At 54.8% G+C, this 21,851-nt stretch carries 15 protein-coding genes, 1 tRNA gene and 1 pseudogene; 6 read left to right on the top strand and 11 right to left on the bottom strand.

Features of this window, described 5'->3' with window-relative positions:
* Positions 1-230 precede the first annotated feature (230 nt).
* Positions 231-1,805: a peptide chain release factor 3 gene (locus ACQE3E_RS11290; RefSeq protein WP_064031684.1), complete on the top strand. Its 1,575-nt coding sequence runs from the start codon at positions 231-233 to the stop codon at positions 1,803-1,805.
* 48 nt (positions 1,806-1,853) lie between these two features.
* On the opposite strand, the gene ACQE3E_RS11285 is transcribed toward ACQE3E_RS11290, so the two are convergent.
* The 4 genes from ACQE3E_RS11285 to ACQE3E_RS11270 all read right to left on the bottom strand — a co-directional run bounded on the left by ACQE3E_RS11285 (position 1,854) and on the right by ACQE3E_RS11270 (position 6,956).
* Positions 1,854-4,259 carry a TonB-dependent siderophore receptor gene (locus tag ACQE3E_RS11285; RefSeq protein WP_313727901.1) on the bottom strand — a complete coding sequence of 802 codons (2,406 nt, stop codon included), beginning with the start codon at positions 4,257-4,259 and terminating at the stop codon, positions 1,854-1,856.
* An 81-nt stretch (positions 4,260-4,340) separates the two neighbouring features.
* The gene (locus ACQE3E_RS11280; protein WP_313727902.1) at positions 4,341-5,291 is read right to left on the bottom strand and encodes a FecR family protein; all 951 of its coding nucleotides are present in this window, start codon (positions 5,289-5,291) and stop codon (positions 4,341-4,343) included.
* Positions 5,292-5,348: 57 nt separating this feature from the next.
* On the bottom strand, positions 5,349-5,855 hold the full coding sequence (locus tag ACQE3E_RS11275) for an RNA polymerase sigma factor (protein ID WP_313727903.1): 507 nt from the start codon (positions 5,853-5,855) through the stop codon (positions 5,349-5,351).
* Between the two features lie 201 nt (positions 5,856-6,056).
* The gene (locus ACQE3E_RS11270) at positions 6,057-6,956 is read right to left on the bottom strand and encodes a LysR substrate-binding domain-containing protein (protein WP_064031688.1); all 900 of its coding nucleotides are present in this window, start codon (positions 6,954-6,956) and stop codon (positions 6,057-6,059) included.
* A gap of 422 nt (positions 6,957-7,378) precedes the next feature.
* Here ACQE3E_RS11270 and ACQE3E_RS11265 point away from each other — a divergent pair.
* A tRNA-Leu gene (locus ACQE3E_RS11265) sits at positions 7,379-7,465 on the top strand.
* A 128-nt stretch (positions 7,466-7,593) separates the two neighbouring features.
* On the opposite strand, the gene ACQE3E_RS11260 is transcribed toward ACQE3E_RS11265, so the two are convergent.
* The 5 genes and pseudogenes from ACQE3E_RS11260 to ACQE3E_RS11240 form a co-directional block, all read right to left on the bottom strand.
* Complete coding sequence (locus ACQE3E_RS11260) at positions 7,594-8,241, bottom strand: TonB family protein (RefSeq protein WP_427501629.1); 648 nt, start codon at positions 8,239-8,241, stop codon at positions 7,594-7,596.
* Positions 8,242-9,007: 766 nt separating this feature from the next.
* Positions 9,008-11,158 carry a CHASE2 domain-containing protein gene (locus ACQE3E_RS11255; protein ID WP_427501628.1) on the bottom strand — a complete coding sequence of 717 codons (2,151 nt, stop codon included), beginning with the start codon at positions 11,156-11,158 and terminating at the stop codon, positions 9,008-9,010.
* Positions 11,159-11,249: 91 nt separating this feature from the next.
* Complete coding sequence (locus ACQE3E_RS11250) at positions 11,250-11,720, bottom strand: hypothetical protein (protein WP_313727906.1); 471 nt, start codon at positions 11,718-11,720, stop codon at positions 11,250-11,252.
* A 29-nt stretch (positions 11,721-11,749) separates the two neighbouring features.
* Entirely contained in the window at positions 11,750-14,515 is a 2,766-nt protein-coding gene (locus tag ACQE3E_RS11245; RefSeq protein WP_427501650.1) for a tetratricopeptide repeat protein, read from the bottom strand.
* Positions 14,516-14,707: 192 nt separating this feature from the next.
* Positions 14,708-15,139, bottom strand: a pseudogene (locus ACQE3E_RS11240) (FecR domain-containing protein); the annotation flags it as partial.
* A gap of 302 nt (positions 15,140-15,441) precedes the next feature.
* On the opposite strand from ACQE3E_RS11240, the gene ACQE3E_RS11235 reads away from it, so the two are divergent.
* The 4 genes from ACQE3E_RS11235 (at position 15,442) to ACQE3E_RS11220 (ending at position 18,111) form a co-directional block, all read left to right on the top strand.
* Complete coding sequence (locus ACQE3E_RS11235) at positions 15,442-15,669, top strand: HypC/HybG/HupF family hydrogenase formation chaperone (RefSeq protein ID WP_313727908.1); 228 nt, start codon at positions 15,442-15,444, stop codon at positions 15,667-15,669.
* Complete coding sequence (gene hypD / locus ACQE3E_RS11230) at positions 15,666-16,790, top strand: hydrogenase formation protein HypD (protein ID WP_313727909.1); 1,125 nt, start codon at positions 15,666-15,668, stop codon at positions 16,788-16,790. Before ACQE3E_RS11235 ends, hypD begins: the two co-directional genes overlap by 4 nt.
* A 93-nt stretch (positions 16,791-16,883) precedes the next feature.
* Positions 16,884-17,309 (top strand): desulfoferrodoxin family protein, encoded by a 426-nt coding sequence (locus ACQE3E_RS11225; RefSeq protein WP_071159400.1) that lies wholly within the window; start codon positions 16,884-16,886, stop codon positions 17,307-17,309.
* A 259-nt stretch (positions 17,310-17,568) separates the two neighbouring features.
* On the top strand, positions 17,569-18,111 hold the full coding sequence (locus tag ACQE3E_RS11220) for a M15 family metallopeptidase (RefSeq protein ID WP_313727910.1): 543 nt from the start codon (positions 17,569-17,571) through the stop codon (positions 18,109-18,111).
* A 57-nt stretch (positions 18,112-18,168) separates the two neighbouring features.
* Here ACQE3E_RS11220 and ACQE3E_RS11215 read toward each other — a convergent pair whose 3' ends face one another.
* On the bottom strand, positions 18,169-20,583 hold the full coding sequence (locus tag ACQE3E_RS11215) for a hypothetical protein (protein WP_313727911.1): 2,415 nt from the start codon (positions 20,581-20,583) through the stop codon (positions 18,169-18,171).
* A gap of 611 nt (positions 20,584-21,194) precedes the next feature.
* Complete coding sequence (locus tag ACQE3E_RS11210; RefSeq protein WP_313727912.1) at positions 21,195-21,611, bottom strand: hypothetical protein; 417 nt, start codon at positions 21,609-21,611, stop codon at positions 21,195-21,197.
* Positions 21,612-21,851 lie beyond the last annotated feature (240 nt).

The raw sequence follows: 21,851 nt of genomic DNA, 5'->3' as shown, positions 1-21,851 counted from the left end.
GATTCTCCGCATCTTCCGCGTCGCTGCCGACACCCGGCTAAGCGCCAGTCAAACGGAAACCGAATCCCGAGCAAACGTCACATTTCACGGCCTCTCAGCGTCGAAACCGCCGCGCTCGAACCGGGCTTGCTGCAAATTAAGATACAATACGCTGTTACGCGCGGAGGTTTCTGGCCACTGTGTCGCACGACCTCCAGCGAACGTTATTGATTTTTCCGACCTAAAACCGCATGCAAGCCACCGAATACAAGCGTAGACGCACTTTTGCCATCATCTCCCACCCCGACGCCGGCAAAACCACCATCACCGAAAAACTGCTGCTGTTCGGCGGCGCCATTCAGCTGGCCGGCTCGGTCAAGGGCCGCAAGGCGGCGCGGCATGCGACTTCGGACTGGATGGAGATGGAAAAGGAACGAGGCATTTCGGTCACCACGTCGGTGATGCAGTTCGAACACAACGGCGCCATCGTCAATCTGCTGGATACGCCGGGCCACGAAGACTTCTCGGAAGACACTTACCGCACGCTGACCGCGGTCGATTCGGCGCTGATGGTCATCGACGTCGCCAAGGGTGTCGAGGACAGGACCATCAAGCTGATGGAAGTCTGCCGCTTGCGCGATACGCCTATCCTGACCTTCATCAACAAGCTGGACCGCGAGGGTCGCGAGCCGATCGAGCTATTGGATGAAGTGGAAAGCGTGTTGAAGATCGAATGCGCGCCGATGACCTGGCCTATCGGCATGGGCAAACGTTTCAAGGGCGTTTATCAGCTATACAAAGATGAGATTTTGCTGTTCAACCCGCAGCACGGCGGCAAGATCGCCGATTCCACGCTGATCAAGGGCTTGAACAATCCGCATTTGGACGAGTTGCTCGGCCTGCAGGCTGACGAATTGCGCGACGAAATCGATCTGGTCAAGGGCGCCAGCCACGAATTCGACCACGCCAAATATTTGCGCGGCGAGCAGACGCCGGTGTTTTTCGGATCGGCGATCAACAACTTCGGCATCGTCGAATTGCTGGACGCCTTCGCCGAATACGCGCCGCCGCCGCGTCCGCGCCAAGCCGAGCAACGCTTGGTGGAGCCGAGCGAAGATAAATTCACCGGTTTCGTGTTCAAGATCCAGGCCAATATGGACCCGGCTCACCGCGACCGGGTTGCCTTCATGCGCATCAGCTCTGGCAAGTTCGACAAAGGCATGAAGATGCACCACGTGCGGATCGGCAAGAGCATCCAGGTTGCCAATGCGATCACCTTTCAAGCCGACAGCCGCAAAAACGTCGAGGAAGCCTATCCCGGCGACATCATCGGCTTGCATAACCACGGCACCATTCAGGTCGGCGACACCTTCACCCAGGGCGAAAACTTGAAATTCGGCGGCATCCCCTACTTCGCGCCGGAACTGTTCCGCCGCGTGGTGTTGAAGGATCCCTTGCGGGCTAAGGCGCTGCAAAAAGGTTTGGTGCAATTGACCGAGGAAGGCGCGACCCAGCTATTCAAACCGCTTAAAAACAACGACTTAATTCTGGGCGCGGTGGGTATTCTGCAGTTCGACGTGACCGCCCACCGTTTGAAGCACGAATACAATGTCGAATGCGTCTACGACGCTTCGCCGATCAACACCGTGCGCTGGGTCAGCTCGAACAATCCGGCAAAGCTGGAAGAGTTTAAAAACAAGGCTTTCGAAAATCTGGCCGAGGACGGCGGCGGTTATTTGGTGTATCTGGCGACCAGCCGGGTCAACCTACAACTGACCGAAGAACGCTGGCCGGACATTCATTTCAGCGCCACCAGAGAACTTTAATGCACCAACCAGCCGGGCAGCGAACCCGCCCGGCTGGCCGATTTCCGCTTAATACTCGATTTTCACCGCCCCCATGAAGGTACGCGGATTGCCGTAATAGGTCGGACCGTAGCTGTAAATCGACTGGTAATAGGTTTTATCCAGCAAGTTGTCGACATTGAGCTGTGCGGTCAGTTTGGTTTTACCGACCTGCCAAGCCTTGCTGGTCATCAGATTCATCGTCACGTAGCCCGGCGCCTGAGCGCCCTCGTAATAACCGATTTCCCGTTGACTGACGGCCTGCATGCCGGCACCGAATTTCAGTCCCTTCAAATACTCGCCTTGCTGAAACTCGTAGGTCGTCCACAGACTGCCGTTGTGCTTGGGCGCGTTGTTCAAGCGGTTGCCGACCACGGTCGGATCGGTTTCGTCCTTGATGCTTTTGGCGAACGGCATGTAGGAATAGGCGCCGATCACATTCCAGCCAGGAACGATCTCCCCGCTGACGTCGAATTCGATGCCGCGGGTTTCCGCTTCGCCCACCGCGCGCGATAAGGCCAGATAAGTCGCGATAGGTGCGTTGCGCTTGGTCAAGTCGTAGTAAGCCAGCGTCGCGCTGAAACGGCCGTCGAACAATTCGGTTTTTGCACCGACTTCCCATTGGTCGGCGGTTTGCGCCGGTAGCGGCTTACCGTCGCGCCCCCAAAAATTCGGCGCCCCGAAATTTTCGGTGTAACTGCCGTACAGCGAAAACTCCGGTATCGGTTGCCAGACCACGCCGCCGCGCGGCGATACCCGCTCCGACGTTTGTTCGGGCGACTGGCCCGAACCAAACTCCCCGTAGCTGCTGTAAATCACATTGGCATTGTCATAGCGCAGGCCGGCCATCACATGAAAATGGTAAGGCAATTCGATTTGGTCCTGGGCGTACAAGCCGAACCAGGGTACGGTTGAGTTCGAATAGGTCACGTCGGTCGGCAACAGTGTCGGCGGAGTGGCGCGGTGAGTCGGCCGGTAGATATTGCTGGTGTCGTACAAATCGCCGTTAAACCCGAATCCGGCCATCGAAACCCGATAATCGGTGCGGTAGTAGTCGCCGCCAATCAGCAGATTGTGCTTCAAAAACGCCGTATCGAATTTACCGTTCAATTCCAGCGCATTGAAAAAATTGTACTGATAGTCCTGACCGTCGGTATTCTGGCCGAAAAATGCCCGGCCGACATCGCCGGTCGCCGGATCGGCGACCGATCCGTGAATCGCCGACATGGTCAGATTGTAATTCTTGAAATTGAAGCGGTGCCTTAGACTCCAGCGGTCGTTGAAGGCGTGCTCGGTGTGCAGCGCCAGCATCACGTATTCGTCTTGCTGATAGTTCCAGGCATCGCCCAGATTCCGCTCGCGAGCGATTGGCGCGGGTCGATTACCCATTACTGGTACCGTGCCATTGCCGAATTCCTTGATGTCGCTATATTCGAGCTTAATCGTGGACACCGTGTTGTCGCTGATATTCCAGCGCAAGGTCGGCGCGACCATCAAGCGTTCGTTGCCGCCGAATTCCTGAAAGGTATGGTTGCTTTGATATCCCAGATTGAAACGGTAGGCGAGCGTCTTATCGGCGTTCAGCGGCCCGGTCGCGTCGACGCTGGTACGGTACATGTCGAACGAACCGAATTGCTGGCGCAGGCTGTAATACGGTGTATCCAGCGGTTGCTTGGTGACGAAGTTGACGATGCCGCCGGGTTCGGTCCGACCGTAAAGTATGGAGCCGGGGCCCTTCAGCACTTCCACCCGTTCCACGTTTTCCAAATCCTCGGTGTGAGCGTACTCGCCCTGACTCAACACCCCGTCGCGATAGTTAATATAACTGCCGAAACCCCGGATGAAGAAAGTGCCGCTGCCGCCCAAGCCGTTGCTGACGCCGCTGACATTTCTCAGCGCCTGATCGATCGTGATGGCCTGTTGGTCTTTCAGTACCGCATTCGGCACGACTTTGACCGACAGCGGCGTCTGCATCAACGGCGTGTCGGTCTTGGTCGCGGTGGTGGCATTGTGGCGGTTATAGTCGGTGTTATAAGGATCTTCGCCCTCGAAAAACGGATTGCTGGATTTACCGACGACGTTAATCGCCGGTAACGCAGTCGGCTCATCGCGCTGGTTGAGCGCCTGGCGTTGAATCAGCACGTTGCCGTCGGCGGTCAAATGGTAAGTCAAGCCGCTTCCGGACAACAGCTTTGACAATGCCGCCTCCGGCGAAAATTGACCGGATAATCCGCCGCTGCGTAAACCGTTGGCGATTTCGGCATCGTAAATCAGTTGCAGGCCGCCGACTTCGGCCAGTTGATTCAACGCAACCGCAAGCGGCCCCGCCGCGATCCGGTATTCCCGGACCGCTGATTCGGCAACGGCGCCTCCGGCTACCGCCGAGCCGACAACCAACAGCACGCTGGCGGTTTTAAAGGTATCGTGCACTGACATTGTGTTCCCTCTCCAAGTGTTTTAACGTTTAGTAACAGCTATGACGCACTAGTCAGCCAAAACAGGAGGTCGGGAAATTTTTTAACGATGCAGCAAAATCAGATAGTCGCCGAAGCGGGTAGTATGCAATTGCAGCGCGGTTTCCAGCGCGGCAATCGCGGCGAGTGGATCGTCGATCCGAAACACACCGTTGACCCGGCGTTGGCGAAGGTCGGCGTCCTGAATCAGCAAGACGCCGGGGTAATAATGAGCCAGTTCGGCGACGACTTCGTCGAGCGGACGATTCTGAAAAACCAATCGGTGGCGGCGCCAAGCGGTCGCGGCGCCGATGTCGGCCGCTTTTGCTTGACTCAGTCCATGCTCAGCGTCATAACTGGCCGCCAAACCTTCCTCGATCTCAGTTGTTTGTCGGCCGTTGCCGAGTTCGACTCGCACGCGGTGTTCGGTCACCGTGACTTCGGCGCCCTCCTCGGCCAATTTGACGTTGAACGCGGTGCCCAACGCGGTGACGCTGCCGCCGGCTGCGTATACTCGAAACGGCCGGTTACGGTCCGGACTGACTTCGAACGCTGCCTCGCCCCGCAGCAAGCGCAACTCGCGGTGCGTTTCATCGATTTGAACATCGACGGCGGATGCGCTGTTCAAATGCACCGTGGAACCGTCACTGAGCGTGAAGCTGCGAATCTCGCCGCGACCGGTCTGCAAATCGGCGTTCCAGAGTTGTAAGTAAGGACTGAGCCAGATCGCCGCCAAGCTTGCGGCCAACGCCAATCCGAAAATCAGCGGAGCGAGAGCCCGCTTAGCCGGCGGTTTCGACTTCGGCGCCACCGACGTCTCAACCTTTGCCAAACCATCCAGTTCGCCCCACAAATTTTCAAGTTCGCTATAGGCCAAACGATGCTCCAAAGACGCATTCAACCAGCGCTGAAATTCCTTAAGCTCGTTTTCGTCCATGCTTCCGCCATCCAGACGCGCCCACCAATCGGCAGCCTGTTCACGAATTGTCGCGGAGTTTTGGGCGGGTGCGGGCATGGTTAGAAAGGTTAAAACCCGAAATTCAATAGGCGATAAGCGGCAACACCGGGAACACTAATCATCATCGACTTGCTGCAGCGCCAGCAAGGCATTGCGCAGATGTTTTTCGACCATGTTACGCGAAATGCCCAAACGCTCGGCGATTTCCGCCTGACTCAACTCTTCGAATTTTCGCATCTCGAAGACTCTTCGGCATTTCGGTGGTAAGCCTTCCACTGCAGCCGCCAAGCGCCCCAGGCGTTGGCGGGCCGCTAACAGACGGTCCGGCTGGCGCGCTTCGATCTCCGCTACCCAATCCGGTAATTCGTCGGATTTAGCCAAGTATCGGTCGCGCACCGCATCGCGCCGCTCGTAATCGGTCGCAAGATTGGCCGCGATCCGATGCATTAGCGCTCGCGGATTGTCGGCCGCACGCCATAGGTCGCCGCTCAGCATGCGCTGATAGGTTTCTTGAACGATGTCGGCCGCCATGTCCCAGCAACCGCAGCGCCTGAACATGACGCGCCGCAGCTCTGCGTCGTAGCGGACGATCAAGTGCTGAATATCCAGGGTATCAGTCATCGAAAACGGCAGGGAAAGAGAGTTGGCCCCTAACAACAAATTCGATGCCGTTTTATTGTCAGTCCCGCGCAATCAATGCCTTGAGTCGAAAACACCGCGCTCTAACCGCATGCTCTTAACGCGGAATGCGGCATTTCACTCATCTTATCCGAGTTATTTAACAAAGTTTAATAGATATAACCGACCCTCTATAACCCACCCTCAATCGGATTTGGTCGCGGCCTCCGCCAGTAACTCGTCTATGAAATACTGACAATACGACGGCAAATACAATTGCCGCAAATACGCAATCTTAGTGGTCGAACTCGGGATCAAATCCATCAGACTGCGAGCCACCAAATCCGCGTCCTTGACGGGCTCGTAGGACGTGCCGGCGATGATACCGACTCCCATGCCCAGCCGCACGTAAGTCTTGATGACGTCGGAGTCGGCCGCGGCCAAGTTGATGTCCAACGGCAAATGCGCGTCAACGAAGGCTTTCTCGATCGCCGACCGTCCGGTAAACCCCGGCGTATAGGTCAAAATAGGTTCGGCCGACAGTCGTTGCAAGGTGATGTCGCCTTCGGCCAACGGATGGCCTTTAGGCACCACCGCAACATGGTGCCAGTGATAACAGGGCTTGACCACCAATTTGTCGTCTTCCGCCAGTCTTTCGGTACAAATCGCAATATCCGCCTTGTGCTGGTGGAGTAAATCGATCAGATTGTCGGGTGACGATTGCACCATGTAAATCTTAATGCCCGGGTAACGGAGGCGAAACCGGGCAATCGGCCCAGGCAGCAGATACTTGGCCTGAGTATGGGTAGTTGCTATATGCAGCGTGCCGCTACTGCTGTCGAGGAAATCGTCGGCAATCAGTTGGATATTTTTCTTGGCCTGATTAATCAAATCCACTTCCGCCATAATGCGCTCGCCCAACGGCGTTAGACCGATCAACTTTTTACCCTGCCGGGCAAATAATGGCGAACCCAACTCGGCTTCGAATAATTGTAATTGCCTGCTTACCGCCGATTGCACCACGTGCATCTTATCCGCCGCCCGGCTCAGATTGAAGCCGGTTTCATGCAGCGTGCGCAATAACTCAAGTTGGTTTAGATTCATGCAGCTAACCTTGTTCTAACGTCAAGCAATTTCGGAAAATCCCACTATACTGATCGTGCGTTCGGTAGGCGTCCGTAAAATCGGCGGCCGCATCGAAAGCTATCGCTTCATTTTAGGGGTTTCCGGCGCCAACATCGACATCTAATCCGGATTCGTCGCATGTAAAACGCCGGGCAATCTCCTCCTAGCGACACGGATGTCTTATGGCGGACCTCGGTCCGCCGTTTTTTTGCGGCTAGCCCGGCATTACCCCTTTTCAGCATGACGTGATAGGAATTGTCGCCTTCCCCGAAGTGGCTCATTCATCCTGAAGCCAGAACGAATCCACTTGGAACTTGATCGAAAAATATAATAGACGGGAATTAGTTGACAGATACTTAATTTGACAATATAATGCGCACTTAACTTGCCAGCCAAGTTAAGCCGAGGTGGTGAAATTGGTAGACGCGCTAGCTTCAGGTGCTAGTAGGGGTAACCCTGTGGAGGTTCAAGTCCTCTCCTCGGCACCATCATTTCTCAGTGAAATATGGTGTGAAGTTTTATATCCATTCCTTTCGATAGAGCTTTGCTACGGTTCTTGTAGCTAATATCCAAAAACCGATTTTATACGCTAGACCACAGCGTCGCCTCCATTGTATTAAGCGTTCTCTTGGTCTTTAAGACTAAAAATAATCGGCACAAGCACTGAGCACGCCTCGTTGATCTCCCCTCGCTTGGCCGGAACAAACTGCCAATTCTTTACAGCTTCTAGTGCAGCTTCGTCCAAAGTCTCATGACCGCTGCTTTGTTCAATACCGATCGTTTCCACTTGCCCTGCTTCGCTGACCAGAACTTTTAACACGACCCTGCCTTGCCAACCGCGACTCCTGGCTACCGACGGATAGTCTGGCTTAGGATTTTTATCGTACGCCGCGCTCATATAAGCCTCGGTATACGGCTGAGCCTCGTTTACGAACACGGGCTTCTCAGGTTGATTAGGCGCGGGTAACACATCGCTTACAGGCTGCAATTGTTGCTTCAACAATTGTTCGAGCTCGGAAAAATCAGCGGCTCGCGCTTGTTCGGTTTTTATTAATTTCGGTTTGGGTTGCACACGCTTACGCGGAGGCTTTGAAGCTTGCGGCGGTTTAGCCGGCGGTACGGGCGTCTGTTTAGTAGCGGGGATCGTAATCGTTGAAACCTGGATGGCCAGCGGCTCAGGTTCCGGAGAACGTTGCTCAGGAACAAACAAGCACTTCACGCCTAGCAAGTGAATCCCGGAAACCGTGACGGCGATTGCGAACAATACGTCACGATTTCGGGATTTTCCTGCTCCGGGTATTTTAATCCGAGGAGTTGTGAATACCGGCGCGACGGTCCCTCGGCGCGAGTCCTCCACGAAGGAGGGTGACGGCGCTCGCCCCGAGGAGAATCGAGCGGAAGGCTTTTCGAGAATACTGGTCGGAAATCGGAACATACGGAAATTAAAATAATTCGTTGTTATCGATAAACCCTACGAACACGCCGACCGAAACCAGCGAAATCAAACAATCATGCCGGACGTTTTTCCCCAAAAATTCCTCCGCGCCGCTAATCCGGCTAGACTGGCGCGGCCAATTTCGCCTGTGGCACGACGAATTTTTACGGCAATTAAGACTTAGCATTCTTGCTATAAAGCAAATACCGCGCCTTTTCGGAAACCCGCGTATTTGCTGTGATTGCCCAACCGCAAAATAATTTAACTGTGTTATTTAACGATAGATCAGGGGATATGCCCTACTCACCACGATACGGTGACGACAAGCCCTTTCAATACACTGATGACTAATCAAAACGGAAGGACGAGATGAACTAGAGATTCCGGATTTGGGCTTTAAATCGGAACGAGAGGAAAAGGTTTACGCAAACTAGCGGCCCAGCATGGCTTTTGACGGTGCTGGGCGCCAAGCGGAGCAAACTACAGCAGGCACTTCAGATCGGCCTAGCGTTTTAGATCGTGCCGCCAAACAGGGAGAAAAAGGACTATGAGCGGAAGATTGCGTACCGGTTTCGTTAACGATGAAAGCAATCTCTTACTTAGCATCCAGGGTAACAACGCCATCCCAATCGATCGGTGGTTGATTCTGATAGCCTTGGGCCAGCGCCAAATAGAAATTCGCCGGACCATCGGCGGCACCTTTAAGGATGGATTGAAATCCATCGATCGCCACTTGCCAGTCTCCTCGCTGAAACGCCGAAAGCGCGACCGCGAAACCGCCATCAATCGGTCCCATTTCGGGGGCCACGATCTCCGCCAGATCGACCGGTTCGGCACGCCCAACCACCCGAAACCGCCCAACCGCCCGGTAAGCGATGGCAGTGGTATCGACCAATTCCCGACACGCGAGTATTTGAGTACCCAAGAATTTGTTGATCCCCTGAATACGCGATGCAGTGTTCACGGTATCGCCTATCGCTCGGTAATGATTCACCTGACCGCTTTCCAGTCCGCCCAGGATCATTTCACCGACGTACAAGCCGATTCGGGTACGAATGGGCTCCAGCCCCGAGGTCTGATTAAATTGCGTGACCGCCGCCTGCATGTCCAGCGCGGCCAGACACGCGGCGGTGTGCCGTTCGGATTCGGATAACTCGAACCAAACCGCCATCATCGAATCGCCCGTCACGTCCGCGACCGCGCCGCCGCGCGCGCCGACCGGACGACCGAGCACTTGGTAATAGGCGTTCAATAACTCCCACATCTGTTCCGCGCTACGACCCGCCGCGAGCGCGGTATAGCCTTCGATGTCGGTTGCCAGGCATACGCCGCGGACTTCTCGGTGAGTCGTAGTTGCGGAAGCGACCTTTCGGCTACCCGGCTCGGCCAGCGGCAACGCGCCGGCCCACTGCGGAAAAACGCGACGCACAAAGGCCAGCATGCGCCGTCGCTCAATCAACAACTCGCGGCGCGCCATGACCAAACTGGTCAACCATGCTGTCGGCAGCATCACAAACAAAGGCGTAATCACAGGCAACCAAACGGCGTGACGAGCGAACAACCAAACCGCCGTCAGTATGTAACTCACAGCAAACAACGCGGTAGCCGCATAGCCCGTCCAAGCGGGTAAGACTGACAGCAACAATGCCAACATCAGAGCGAATCCGGCATAGACCGCGCCGTGAGGCAGCGGCGTTCGGATAAAGCGGTCTTCCAGCAAATTGGCAAACACCGTCGCCATGATCTCCACGCCGGCCATCTTACCGGTACGGGCATCGGTCAATGGGGTTTGAAAGAAATCGGTCTTGCCGGCCGCGTATTGCCGATTGGCTTTGCCGACAAAGACCACTTTGTCGCGCAAGTCTCTCACCTTGCCTTGTAATACCTGACTGTAGGACTCCATCCGCAAGGTTTGCGGCGGCCCGTAAAAATTGATGAACCTAGATTCGTCGCCGCAAACTATGCCGGCTAGCCGCTGATCGACTTTCTGGCTGGCGCGGTCACCGTTCGCCGCCAAACAGGTTCGGCGTAGCTCGGCGAGCCAATCCATGTAAGAAGCGTCCCAAGGTTTGGACTGTTCGAACCCTTGCATCCGATCCAGATACGCCGCCCACGCCACGACCGGCAAACTTGGCATTTCCCCCAAACCGTCCAGATACAACCACGTTTCTCGTATCGTCGCGTCTTCGGCATCGTTGGCCAACACAAACGGGGCGTGACCTAGAAGCGCGGGCTCCAACCTTGGATTGGCGGAAATTCTTCTTAGCGCCACGAGTGGCTCCGCCAACTCACCACCCGCGCCGCCGGTTTTTGAAAGGGCCGAATCCTTATTGCTTTCGGAGCACTCTTCCCGCCCGAAAAAGTCCTCGCTCCCCCGCCGAAACATCTGTATGCAGTCGCTGGCAAGAATATTGCCGGCTTCTCGCATCGCGTCCGCGAGGTCGGAATCGACCTCGGGATCGGGACGAATGAACTGCAAATCAAACACAACCAACGCCGCGCCCTGGCGATGCAACTCCCGAATCAATCCGGCGTGGTAGCGGCGCCAGCGAGTTAAATCATTGCCGACGCCTAGCTCAGCTTCGGAGGTTTCGTCCATGGCAACCACGAGCAACTTCGAACTAAGCGGCACGTTTCCTCTTATCCGATAAAAATAACCATCACCAATATACGTAAATTTACCAAAGCAAAAATTAATAGCTACCGCTATGCCAAACGATAAAATCGAGAAAATTAAAAATCGCATTTGTAAAAGTACAACACTTTCTCGTTACAAACTAACCACCTCCTAAATAGCAGTAAACGAAAAATCGTGTACCAATCAGAGATAAATACGCCTACCACTCTGCTGAGTCTTCAGGAACGCATACTTTATATTTTTTTCCGTTATTGTAATAAACAGTACACACGGAACCTTCGTAGATTGCTAAAACCGATACGAAAAACTTAGCATTTACTTCTTTTCCGTCTTTTGATATGCGCCCTTCAACTGGTGCGGTAACTTTCAATGCGTTTAATACAGCGTCATCGACTTGGATGATTTTAACACCGCAACTGTCACCTTTACCGCTTTCATTATTCTTGTAAACGTCGCGACCTGAAGGTATTTCACTATCTCCACAAGAGGCTACTTCCTTACCGTCCAAGGAATTTACTACCACAAAGCGGTTGGATTTAAAATCGACGCCGCTTGCCATCGGCACATTTTTCTTAGTCAGGCTAGCAATCCTCTCGCTCATCGAGCACGAAGCTAGCGAAACAAGGCTAACGACAAGAAAAGCTCCAAACATTAAATATCTATTTTTCATTATTACTCTCCATTCCATCTCAGTTAAAATCAATAAAATAGTGTCAATTTAGCAAACATTTGCCGTTCGGGGATAAAGGTGCTGAGCTGAGGACCACTGGCATCGAACTCACTCTGAAATCCGAACCTGTTATCGAATAGGTTTCTTACTTCGAAACTTACCGTTCCAAGGCGTTTCGGCATTCTAAATCCGACCGATGCATCAAATGTCCAAAAATCCTCATACTTCTTAGTAATCGGCGATGTGCCTGCCGGCGCGATGTCAAGATCGGTCACATAATTCACTTGCTGGTTTACCCAAGTGGCGGTAAAACGGCCGTATATACCGTTAGGATGATAAATGTTTAAAGAAATCGGTACCTGATGAGTGGCAACAGCACTTGGATCCGAAGAGGCGCTTTGGTTGACAATAAAACTTGAATCAAAACGCAAATATCGATATTCCGCTTTTAACGAAAGCATATCCGTGGGCGTGGCATACACGTAAGCTATATACGATTGCTCGTCTCGATTTTGCCGAGTAAAAACATTGCTTGAAAATGACGACTGAATTTGCGAAATATCCCGCCAGATCGCCTCTCCACCGGCATATATAAAACGGTTGAACTTGTAATCCAATCCAACCGAATATTGCCACGCCGAGCTTCCATTAATACCATCGTAGAATTGATTAAAGCCAGCAACCTGGGTAGGTTCGATAGTTTGATTTGCGGCGAGAGGTCTTTTGAGCGTTCTAAAAAATGCTCCTCGCAATAGCAAGTCGTTGATTGGCTCCCACGTCAAACCGAGCTTCGGGTTTAGCTGATGCAGCTCAACATGCGTGTCCCTATATAAGTCCAAACTCAGACCAAGCGTGGACAATACACCTGGTAAAAGCCGCTGCTTCGAATAGCCGTACCAATTAAAATAACTTTCGGCACTCTGCCCAGGAATAAAATAGGTAAACCTTTTATTTCGTCTTACATCAAAAGGGAACACCGCGCGCCTTGATAAACTTTTAATCAGATCATCGGACTGCGAAGCCAAATAGCCGACACCTGACAGAATATCGAGCTTTTGCGTATTGTATAGATATTGAAACTCGGTCTGAAAATTGTTGTTCTCGGAACCCACGAAAGTTGACTTGTTAAAGCTGGTCGACGGCGTGGCACCCTGCACAAAGGCAAAATCAGTCGAGACATCGTTTCTCGTGGTGTAAAAAGACGAGAATACGAGGTCTTGCTTGTTATCAATTTTATAATGCGCGCCCACTCTGGCCGTATCTTGCTCAATCGCTTGCCTTAGATTTTGGGCATGATAACCGTCTAATCGCAACGGCACATCGCCAGAACGAATGTCTTCGCTCTTCAGCTCTAACTGGATATTAAATCGCTCGGTTAAAGCGTATTGGGCAAAGACGTCATATACATCTTGCCGATAATCGTCATTTTCCCTGAATCCATCGGTCTGATAATGGAATTGCCCGAAACTCATCGACAAATGATCGTAAACACCCGATACCACCGCCGTATCGGATTTGGTGTTTCTACTGCCGTATGCACCGTTAAGGACTAAATGAGCCCCATTTGAGGTATATAGAGGATCGTATTCATTGTTCGATATAGACCCCGACCCGGTGTTATTCAAAAAACCGATGTTTTCATCGGTCAATTGCGGCTGTACCGGGGTAATGTTGATGGGTTGCAGTAACTGGGCTTGTAACAATTCGCTGGCTCGAGCAACTCGAAAGCGAGGTTCGCGATAGGTATCAGATAAAAACCGATGCGCTGACGGATTCGTGGCATCGCGTCCTAGCGACTTCCAAGCCTCTTTCAGAGCTACCCTACCAAACCCCAAATCGTTGTAGATCCTTGCCATATTTGCCGTTCGCGCCGCTGAATCCTGGTCCAACTGCAACTCCGACCTATACACCGCCCGATTGTCATTCAGCTCAATCGCTTGCTGCATGTCGTGCAAGGCTTCTACCGGACGATTGGTGGTTTGCTTGCGAATCGCGTCGTAGAAGTAAGGCGTGGGGTCTTTGGGATCGCGCTGTTTAGCCAAGTCGAACTGATCGCGGGCCAGCGGATCGCGGCGTTCTTCGTAATAGGCTTTGCCGAGATAGCTGCGGATCAGCGAATTGCCGGGGTCCAGCGTCGCGGCGATCTCCAGGTCCGCGCGGCCCTCTTCCAGTTCGCCGGCTCGAATCTTCGCCAAGCCCAGCCCCAGGCGGGCCAATGGCGACGTCGAATCCAACTTCACGGCGGTTTCGAAGTGCTGCCTAGCGGCATCGATGTTAACGCGCGCCAGTTCGGCAAAACCGATCACGCTTTGAGTGCGCTCCAGGTTCGGGTCCAGCGCGGACGCCTTTTGCGCCGAAACCAGACTGGCGTCGGTCAAGCCATTGGCCATTTCCAGTTCGGCGCGGCGCGCCCACGCCAACGCATCGTCCGGCGCCAATTCGGTGGCGCGCGCGGCGGCTTGCAAGGCGTTGCTCAGCTCGAAGCGGCTCTGTTCCGCATAAGACAACGCGCTCTGGGCCGGCACGGATTGCGGACTTGCAGCCACCGCGCGCCGAGCCAGTGTCAATGCATCGTCCTTGGCATTCAGGGTCAACGCGGCCACCGATTGCAAGGCCAGCGCATCGGCGTCGTCCGGATCGGCGGCCAATAGCGCCGCGACATCCTGCTTGGCCGCCTCAACCCGGCCGACGATCAGGCGCAACGCCGCCCTAATTTTCAAACTGTCCCGAGTCTCCGGCAACGCGTCCAGGTTTTTTAAGGCGGCGTCGATGCGGCCTTGCCGATAATCCAGCAACGCGGACTGCAATGACGGAGACAGCGACGACGGATTGGCCGAGACCAGCGGCGGGTAATAGAGCGCCCAGCTGACCGCGTCGGCGGGCCGCAAGTCGATGACCGCGCGAGGTGCCTGGCCCAGGCCGGCTTCCGCGCTTTGACCCGGCTGTAAACTGACGCTGCCTTGAGCGTTAAAGAAGCGGACGCCGCCCTCGTAAACCCAGAGCGCGGCTTGGGTGTCGTCGACACGCAACGCGAACTCGGTGCCTTCCGGACCGGCATTGGCAATCGGCGTGGTCACGGTCAGTCGTTTGGGCGTACGACTCAGAAAATGGACAAAGCCTTTCACCAAATCCAATACCGTCGGTTGATCCTGACTGATACCGTTTAAGGACAGAACCGTCTCTTTATCCAGGCGTAAGATTTCATCATTGGGGAGTTGTAGAGAAACACGGCTATTCGCCTCGACCTTGACCCGACTACCCTCGCACAGGCGCTCGTCCAATACGGCGGCGCGCCATCGGTGATTGAACTCGACCGAAACCGACCCTTGCAACGAAACTAAGCGAGCCGCCCGTGCCTCTTCGCATTCGGCGCCGGCAATTTCAGTCTCGGAATAACTTTCTCCCGCGAATAAGGCCATGATTAGCAAAATCAAAGCACGCATAGTGGATCCGGATTTGGTGAATTATTGTTGTTGACCGATCATAGTGTGATATGAGTCGCAATATCAAGGTATTAATTCACTTTCAAGATTAAAATCAGATGAAAGTACGGAACTTTTTGCCAGTAGCTCGCGCCAACACAAACCCTTACGGCCAAAAACTCAATGAATTCTTATATCGCGTTTCTCGCTAAATCCGGCGATTGTCGGCAAAATACCCGTTGCAAATAGCCGCTCTAGCCGGCTATATTTTTTTAACTAGTCTGTCGTTCAAACTCACCATGTGCCTAGCTCTACCCGCCCAGATCATAGAAATCCAATCCGATCAACAGATGGCAACGGCATCCGTGGACGGCGTCAAAGTGGAAGTGTCGCTGGCCTTGGTCGATGACGTCGCGGTCGGAGACTACGTCCTGGTGCATGTAGGCTATGCGCTAAACAAAATCGACGAAGCCGAGGCTCTGAAAACATTGGCATTATTTGCCGAGGCTGGTCTGACCGCGTCATGAAATACATCGACGAATTCCGCCAACAAGACTTGGCCAAGCAATTGGCCGGTGCGATTGCCGCAACCGTCGATCCAGGGCGGCATTACCGATTGATGGAATTTTGCGGAGGCCACACCCACGCCATTTTTCGTTACGGCGTTCAAGATTTGATGCCCGCCAACGTCGAGTTCGTGCACGGTCCGGGTTGCCCGGTTTGCGTACTGCCAACCGGCCGTATCGATAACGCCATTCAGTTGGTCGAACAACACGATGTCATCCTTTGCACCTACGCCGACTTAATGCGCGTGCCGGCCAGCGGCCGTAACAGCCTGCTGAAAGCCAAAGCCGCCGGCGGCGATATCCGGATGGTGTATTCGACGCAAGATGCGTTGCGAATCGCTCGGGAGAATCCGCGCCGGCCGGTGGTGTTTTTTGCGATCGGCTTCGAGACCACCACGCCGCCGACCGCGGTCGCGATCCAACAAGCGCGGGCCGAGGGCCTAGCCAATTTCTCGGTGTTCTGTAACCACGTGCTGACGCCGGCGGCGATGCGGGCGATTTTGGACGCGCCGCAGCCGGTAGCGATCGATGCCTTTCTCGGCCCTTCGCACGTCAGTAGCGTGATCGGTAGCCGGCCTTACGAGGTCTTTGCCGAGCAATACGATAAACCGATTGTGATCGCCGGCTTCGAGCCACTGGACGTGATGCAATCGGCGCTGATGCTGGTCCGCCAACTCAACGCCGGCCGGCACGCCGTCGAAAACGAATATAGCCGAGCCGTCAGCCGCGAAGGGAACCTCAAGGCGCAAACCTTGAGCGCCGAAGTGTTCGAGCCGCGCTCGACCTTCGAATGGCGCGGCCTGGGATTGATCGCCGACAGCGCCTTGCAAATCCGCGCCGAATTCGGCGAATTCGACGCCGAACGACGCTATCCGATACCGGAAATTCGCGCCAGCGACGTCAAAGGCTGCGAATGCCCGGCGATCCTGCGCGGCGCCAAAAAACCGCAAGATTGCAAACTGCTCGGCACCGTCTGCACGCCCGAGAACCCGATGGGGTCGTGCATGGTGTCGTCGGAAGGCGCATGCGCGGCCTACTGGTCGTACGGTCGCTTGCGCGGCGAATCAGTCGCGGCAGACTAAATCCGTTTTACCGCTTCGAGTTTATCGATTATCGTTGTATCTCCGTCGGTTCTCACCGACATTTCACTCAGCCACTCACACAGGAAGCCCACTATGGAACGTCGCGATTTTCTAAAACTGAGTACCGCCGCTTCGGTCGCCGGCCTCGCCGTCCCCGCGCTAGGTCACGCCGAAACCAAACTACCCACGCCGCAGGGCGAGCTGTTCTATACCCAAGAGTCGCAAGGTCGTTGGGCCGGCAAAGCCGCTACCCACCTGCCGGTCATCGAGATCAGCAAGGATGGCGGCAAAACGCTGGTTAAAGTCACCACACCGCACGAAATGAAAGGCTACGAGCACTACATCGTCAAACACATACTGCTCGACAAAAACTTTAAATTCCTCGCCGAACATATGCTGGATCCGGCCAAGGACACAGTACCGGTTTCGACCTTTCCGCTGGAAGGCTACAGCGGCGCGCTCTACGCACTCAGCGTATGCAACAAGCACGACACCTGGTTGAACGGCGCGGAGGTCTGATTTTAACGGCACAGCTACCGGCCAGATATACGTCGGTAGCGCGCCATACCAATAAACATGGCAGTCCGATGAGTATTTTCGGCCCATTGCTGTTCGGGTTGGGCAAGCTCGATCGCAAACCGGAGGGGAGATTTGGGGGTATCCGTTCAAGGAATTATCGGCTACGGTTACCTCGACCAGCCATCAAGGCCGCGCCCCAGCCCCAGCCCAAGCACTATACCGACTCAACATTTAGGCTAAATCCCGGCAACTATCGAACATGGAAGACGACTCGACCGACTCCTACATCAGCCGTGTTAGGGCGATTTTTTTAGAGCTGGGCATTCCCGCTGACTTGCCCGACGCGCGCGGGCTGCAGTTGTGGCGAGAACCGGAGCGCTTGGTGGATGTGATGTCGCCTGGCGCCGCCAAGCCGTTTCAATTAGGCCCGGAGGCCGCCGCGGCCTGGACGATCCTGCAAACGGCCGCGACCGATGATGGCGTGGAACTAAGATTGCTATCCGGCTTTCGAGGGCTGGATTTTCAAGCGCAACTGATCCGCCGCCAGTTAGCGCAAAGTCGGACGCTGGAAGTCGTTCTTAAAATATTGGCCCCACCCGGTTATAGCGAGCACCATAGCGGCTGCGCGGTAGACGTTGGCACGCCCGGCTGCCCCGGCCTGGACGAAGACTTCGAAAACACCGCCGCCTTCGCCTGGCTGTCCAAGCACGCCGGCCGATTTGGATTCACGCTGTCGTTCCCGCGCGGCAATCGCTACGGATATATCTACGAACCTTGGCATTGGTGCTACCGGATGCCGTAGTCAATACTATTGAGGCCGGCCGTCATCCCGGCCGGCCTCCGCGACGCCAGTAGCGCCCTAGGGATTAGGACCGTTGTGACAGCTGTAGCAACTAACCCGATACCCGGCCGGCCAATTTTTAGTGCCGAACTCGCCCGCGTTAATGGTTTTCGCCACCTTGACTTCGCTCAGCGGCGTCCCGGCGCTCGTCGTACCGTGACAATAGCTGCAACCGCTTTTGCCGGCATCTTCGTGCTGATGGACCCAGGCATTGCCGGTGGTGTGCATACCGTGTGGACCGCCGTTCGCCGTATTCGGCACCGTGGTATGACATGCGCTGCACTCGGCAATCGGACCGGCATGGCCTTGCAAGGCGATGCTTTGCAGATTTTCGTCGGCGTGACTGGACGGGTACTCGGCATGCGTGGCACCGTGGCATGCCTCGCACTGCAAGCCGCCGTGACCCTTGCTGAACCGATACAGATTCAAACCCGGCACCGGCGTATTGGCATTCGTCGCAAACGTGTGGTCGGCCGGCACGATGACCTTGCCGTTGGCGTCAACGCCGGTCGTGGCCCGTCTACCTGTCGCGGCACTGTTGTGGCAAGACTCGCAGGTAGGCTCCTCGAACCAACCTTGTCGAGCGCTGCTGCCCACCGCTTTCAAATCGCCGTGGCAACTTTGGCAGCTCATCAGCGAATTGCCGCTGCTGTCGACGGCTTTACCCATCGCGCCACGTAGACATTGGGTTTTCGAACCGGGGTGGCATTGATAGCAGGATTCGCGATTCGCGATGCTGTTCAGCGGCGTTTGACTGATCGGATCGAGTACCGAATCGCCGGCATGCTTAAGATGCAGAGCTTGGGTAAATGGCGCGATACCTGCAATTCCGCCCATCACGCTGACTTTGTTTTCCTTGTCGAAATAGGCGTTACTGGCATGACAAGCGACGCACAACACCGGTTTGTGATTATCGTCCACTTGAGGCAACAAGCCGCTGGCGGAGTAACCGACACTAGCGGCGGCGGCTTGAAACGCCGCGCCGGCTTTATGCCGATCGTCGTGTAACTTCAGAATATTGCGTTTCCAGTCTTTTTCGGCGTCGTTGTCGAAAACCCAGCCGCCGGCCGGTTTGGCATTACTACGCGCCGGATCGTTGGCATCGGTGGATGCATGGCATCCCTTGCAAGTCATTTCGTCGCTGACCGGCAACGTCGTCGTCGTCGTGGCCAGAATCGTGCCGCTTGCGGTATCCTTGGCAACCACCTTGACGGTCGGATAAAAGTTTTTATTTCCGGCATCGTCGAACGGCGTCACCGGAATACCTTCGGCCTCGAACCAAGCGTAGGCGGCGTTGTAGGTCATCGGCGCTGGCGTCAACGAAGGCGTTTTATTACCCGCCATCGGCATGCCGCTAGCCAGGCCGTCCAGGTTCACACCCACATTCTCCGCCGGACTTAGGCCGAACAAGTCGTCCACCCATGACCAAAAGTTGGTTTTGTCGGCACTGCTGGTATTGATCGAACCACTCGTATCGGCAACCGCTTCGTAGGTCAGCGTGACATTGGTGCTCACCAGCTTGCCGCTTTTATTCTTGAGTTGCGCATGGAGCGTATTGTAAGGCGGCAGGATGGAAAACACCGAGAAGTCGGTGCCGTCCATGCAGTGCATGCCCAAATCGTTCCAGGCCATCAGCGAATACTCGCCGGAGACCGTGGCATTCAATACGGTCACCGCGACCGATTTCTCGGTCTTGCTATCCCGAATCGTGATCGTGGTGGCGCCGGCCTTCACCCCGGTCACCACCGCGATACCGTTGCTGTAACTAACGCCGGCGACCGAAGCATCCCCGGTTACAGCACTGACGTTACCGCTGGCATTGCCGACCGTGATATTGGCGGTGGCACCGACATTCAGCGAGATATTGCCGGGACTGACGCTTAACGAACTGCTAGACCGCGACACCACCTTAATCTTGGCCTTTTTATTGGATTTGGCATCCTTGACGGTTACCGTAGTGTCGCCGGTCTTCAAGCCTTTAACCGTGACGACAGCGTTACCGTAAACCGCGCTGGCGACAGCGGCCTTGGACGACTTGACGCTCACCTTCCCGTTCGGATTGGCGACGTTGATCGTCGCGGTGTCGCCGACTCCAATTTCCAGCTCGCTGGGCGATATGGTCAATACCGGCGCGGCGGATACCGTGACGGCTATCGATTGCGCGCCGTTGCCGTCCTTGACGGTAATCGTCGCGTTGCCCGCCTTGCGCGCTTTAATGTTGACGCGCTCATCGCCATATTTGGCGCTGGCAACCGAAGCATTGCTCGATTTAACCGTCACTTTGCCGCGCCGCTCGTCAATCGAAACCGCGCTCGATTGCCCTGCGCTCAAGCTTAACGCGGCCGACGAAATGTCCAATGCGCTCACGCGCCCGGCCAGCACACAGCCGATCAGCATCAGCAACACATTCAAACTAACGTAACGAATACCCATGGTGACCTCCGGCCGCGAAGCCTAAGTGACAAATGATGGACTCTTAAACGAGTCTCTTGATCTTTAAAACCGGACCTAGACAGCGACTTTCGGTCCGTTCTCCGCCCGATTAACCGGCTCGGTTACGGTATCGCTAACGTCGGCGATGCACATATCTTCCTAATCGAACTCGAAACTCCGCGCGGTACCCCGATATCGTTAGCGAACTCAAATCCGGCGACAATGCCAGCGTCAACCCGGCGAGAAATGCAATCTTGCCAGACGACGCTTGCATGGCGGTTTCACCAACCGAATTGACCGAAACCTATAAAACCCTACAACAAGCGAGTTAAATTGAAACTGAACGAAGGATTAAATTCCGATGAACCGGAATGAGCCGAGCGTAAGGAATGAGTTGAAGGTGCCGAGAACCAACGGCGGAATGTGAGAGAAGTTTCTTGTCTCTATTGGTCCTCTGGGAACCAATATGCCGAGCATTACTGCAGAGACAACCAGAAGCATGGAAACAGATCGAGTCCAGTCATCGATCATCCTTGGCGGTCAGAGACGCCCAACGTGAAGGTAACCGGCCTCGCGCGGCTTTTCGCGCGAGGTCCGTGTTGACCGCAGGATTAGGCACGATTTGACACCTTGAAATAGGTTTCGGCTTGGGCGAGCAACCACATACCGAAAGCAATGCAGATGAGAAAGCCAAGGCCCGCAACGATTTGTCCGGCTGAGTTGCTGAGACAACCGTAAACGACCAACTCTGCGCCGATTAGCAAAGATGCCACCGACCCAGCCAACGATGCAACAAAGCCGGCAACAAACCGGACAATTTTCCAGGTGTTGCTCGGGTGAAGAGGGTCGTATCTGAGCAGCGCCTTCAGTCCGTCGTATGCCAAGTTGCCGGCGATCGCTAGAAAGACAAAAAGATGGAAGCTCTTGAATTGGGGGTTATCGTAAACCTTCTGTAGGAAATACAAATAGCCGAAGACAATCGAGATCCATGTTGCGACGAGGATTAGTTTTCCGGCGGATATGCCCATGTGATTTGAGTGCCTAACGTTTGAAATCACCGGCGTTGCGCGACTTCATCGCGCAGCGTCCGGTGGATTGATGGGTGTACGCCCAGCATGGGCATGAACTTATGGGGTGTAAGTCCCCTGTCGGAGAATTCAACGTTAATCATGTTAGCGATCATAACGACTAGCCGATGGCAAAGGCAAGACCGTGAGGGATTGTCTGAAGGAAGCCTAAGTGCAAAACGACGAGCCGACGAACAGAAA

Origin of the sequence: Methylomonas sp. MED-D, assembly GCF_050276835.1 — a bacterium.
GTDB classification, from domain to species: domain Bacteria; phylum Pseudomonadota; class Gammaproteobacteria; order Methylococcales; family Methylomonadaceae; genus Methylomonas; species Methylomonas koyamae_A.
The sequence above is the reverse complement of the archived record's forward strand: the minus strand, read 5'-3'. Positions and strand labels throughout refer to the sequence as shown.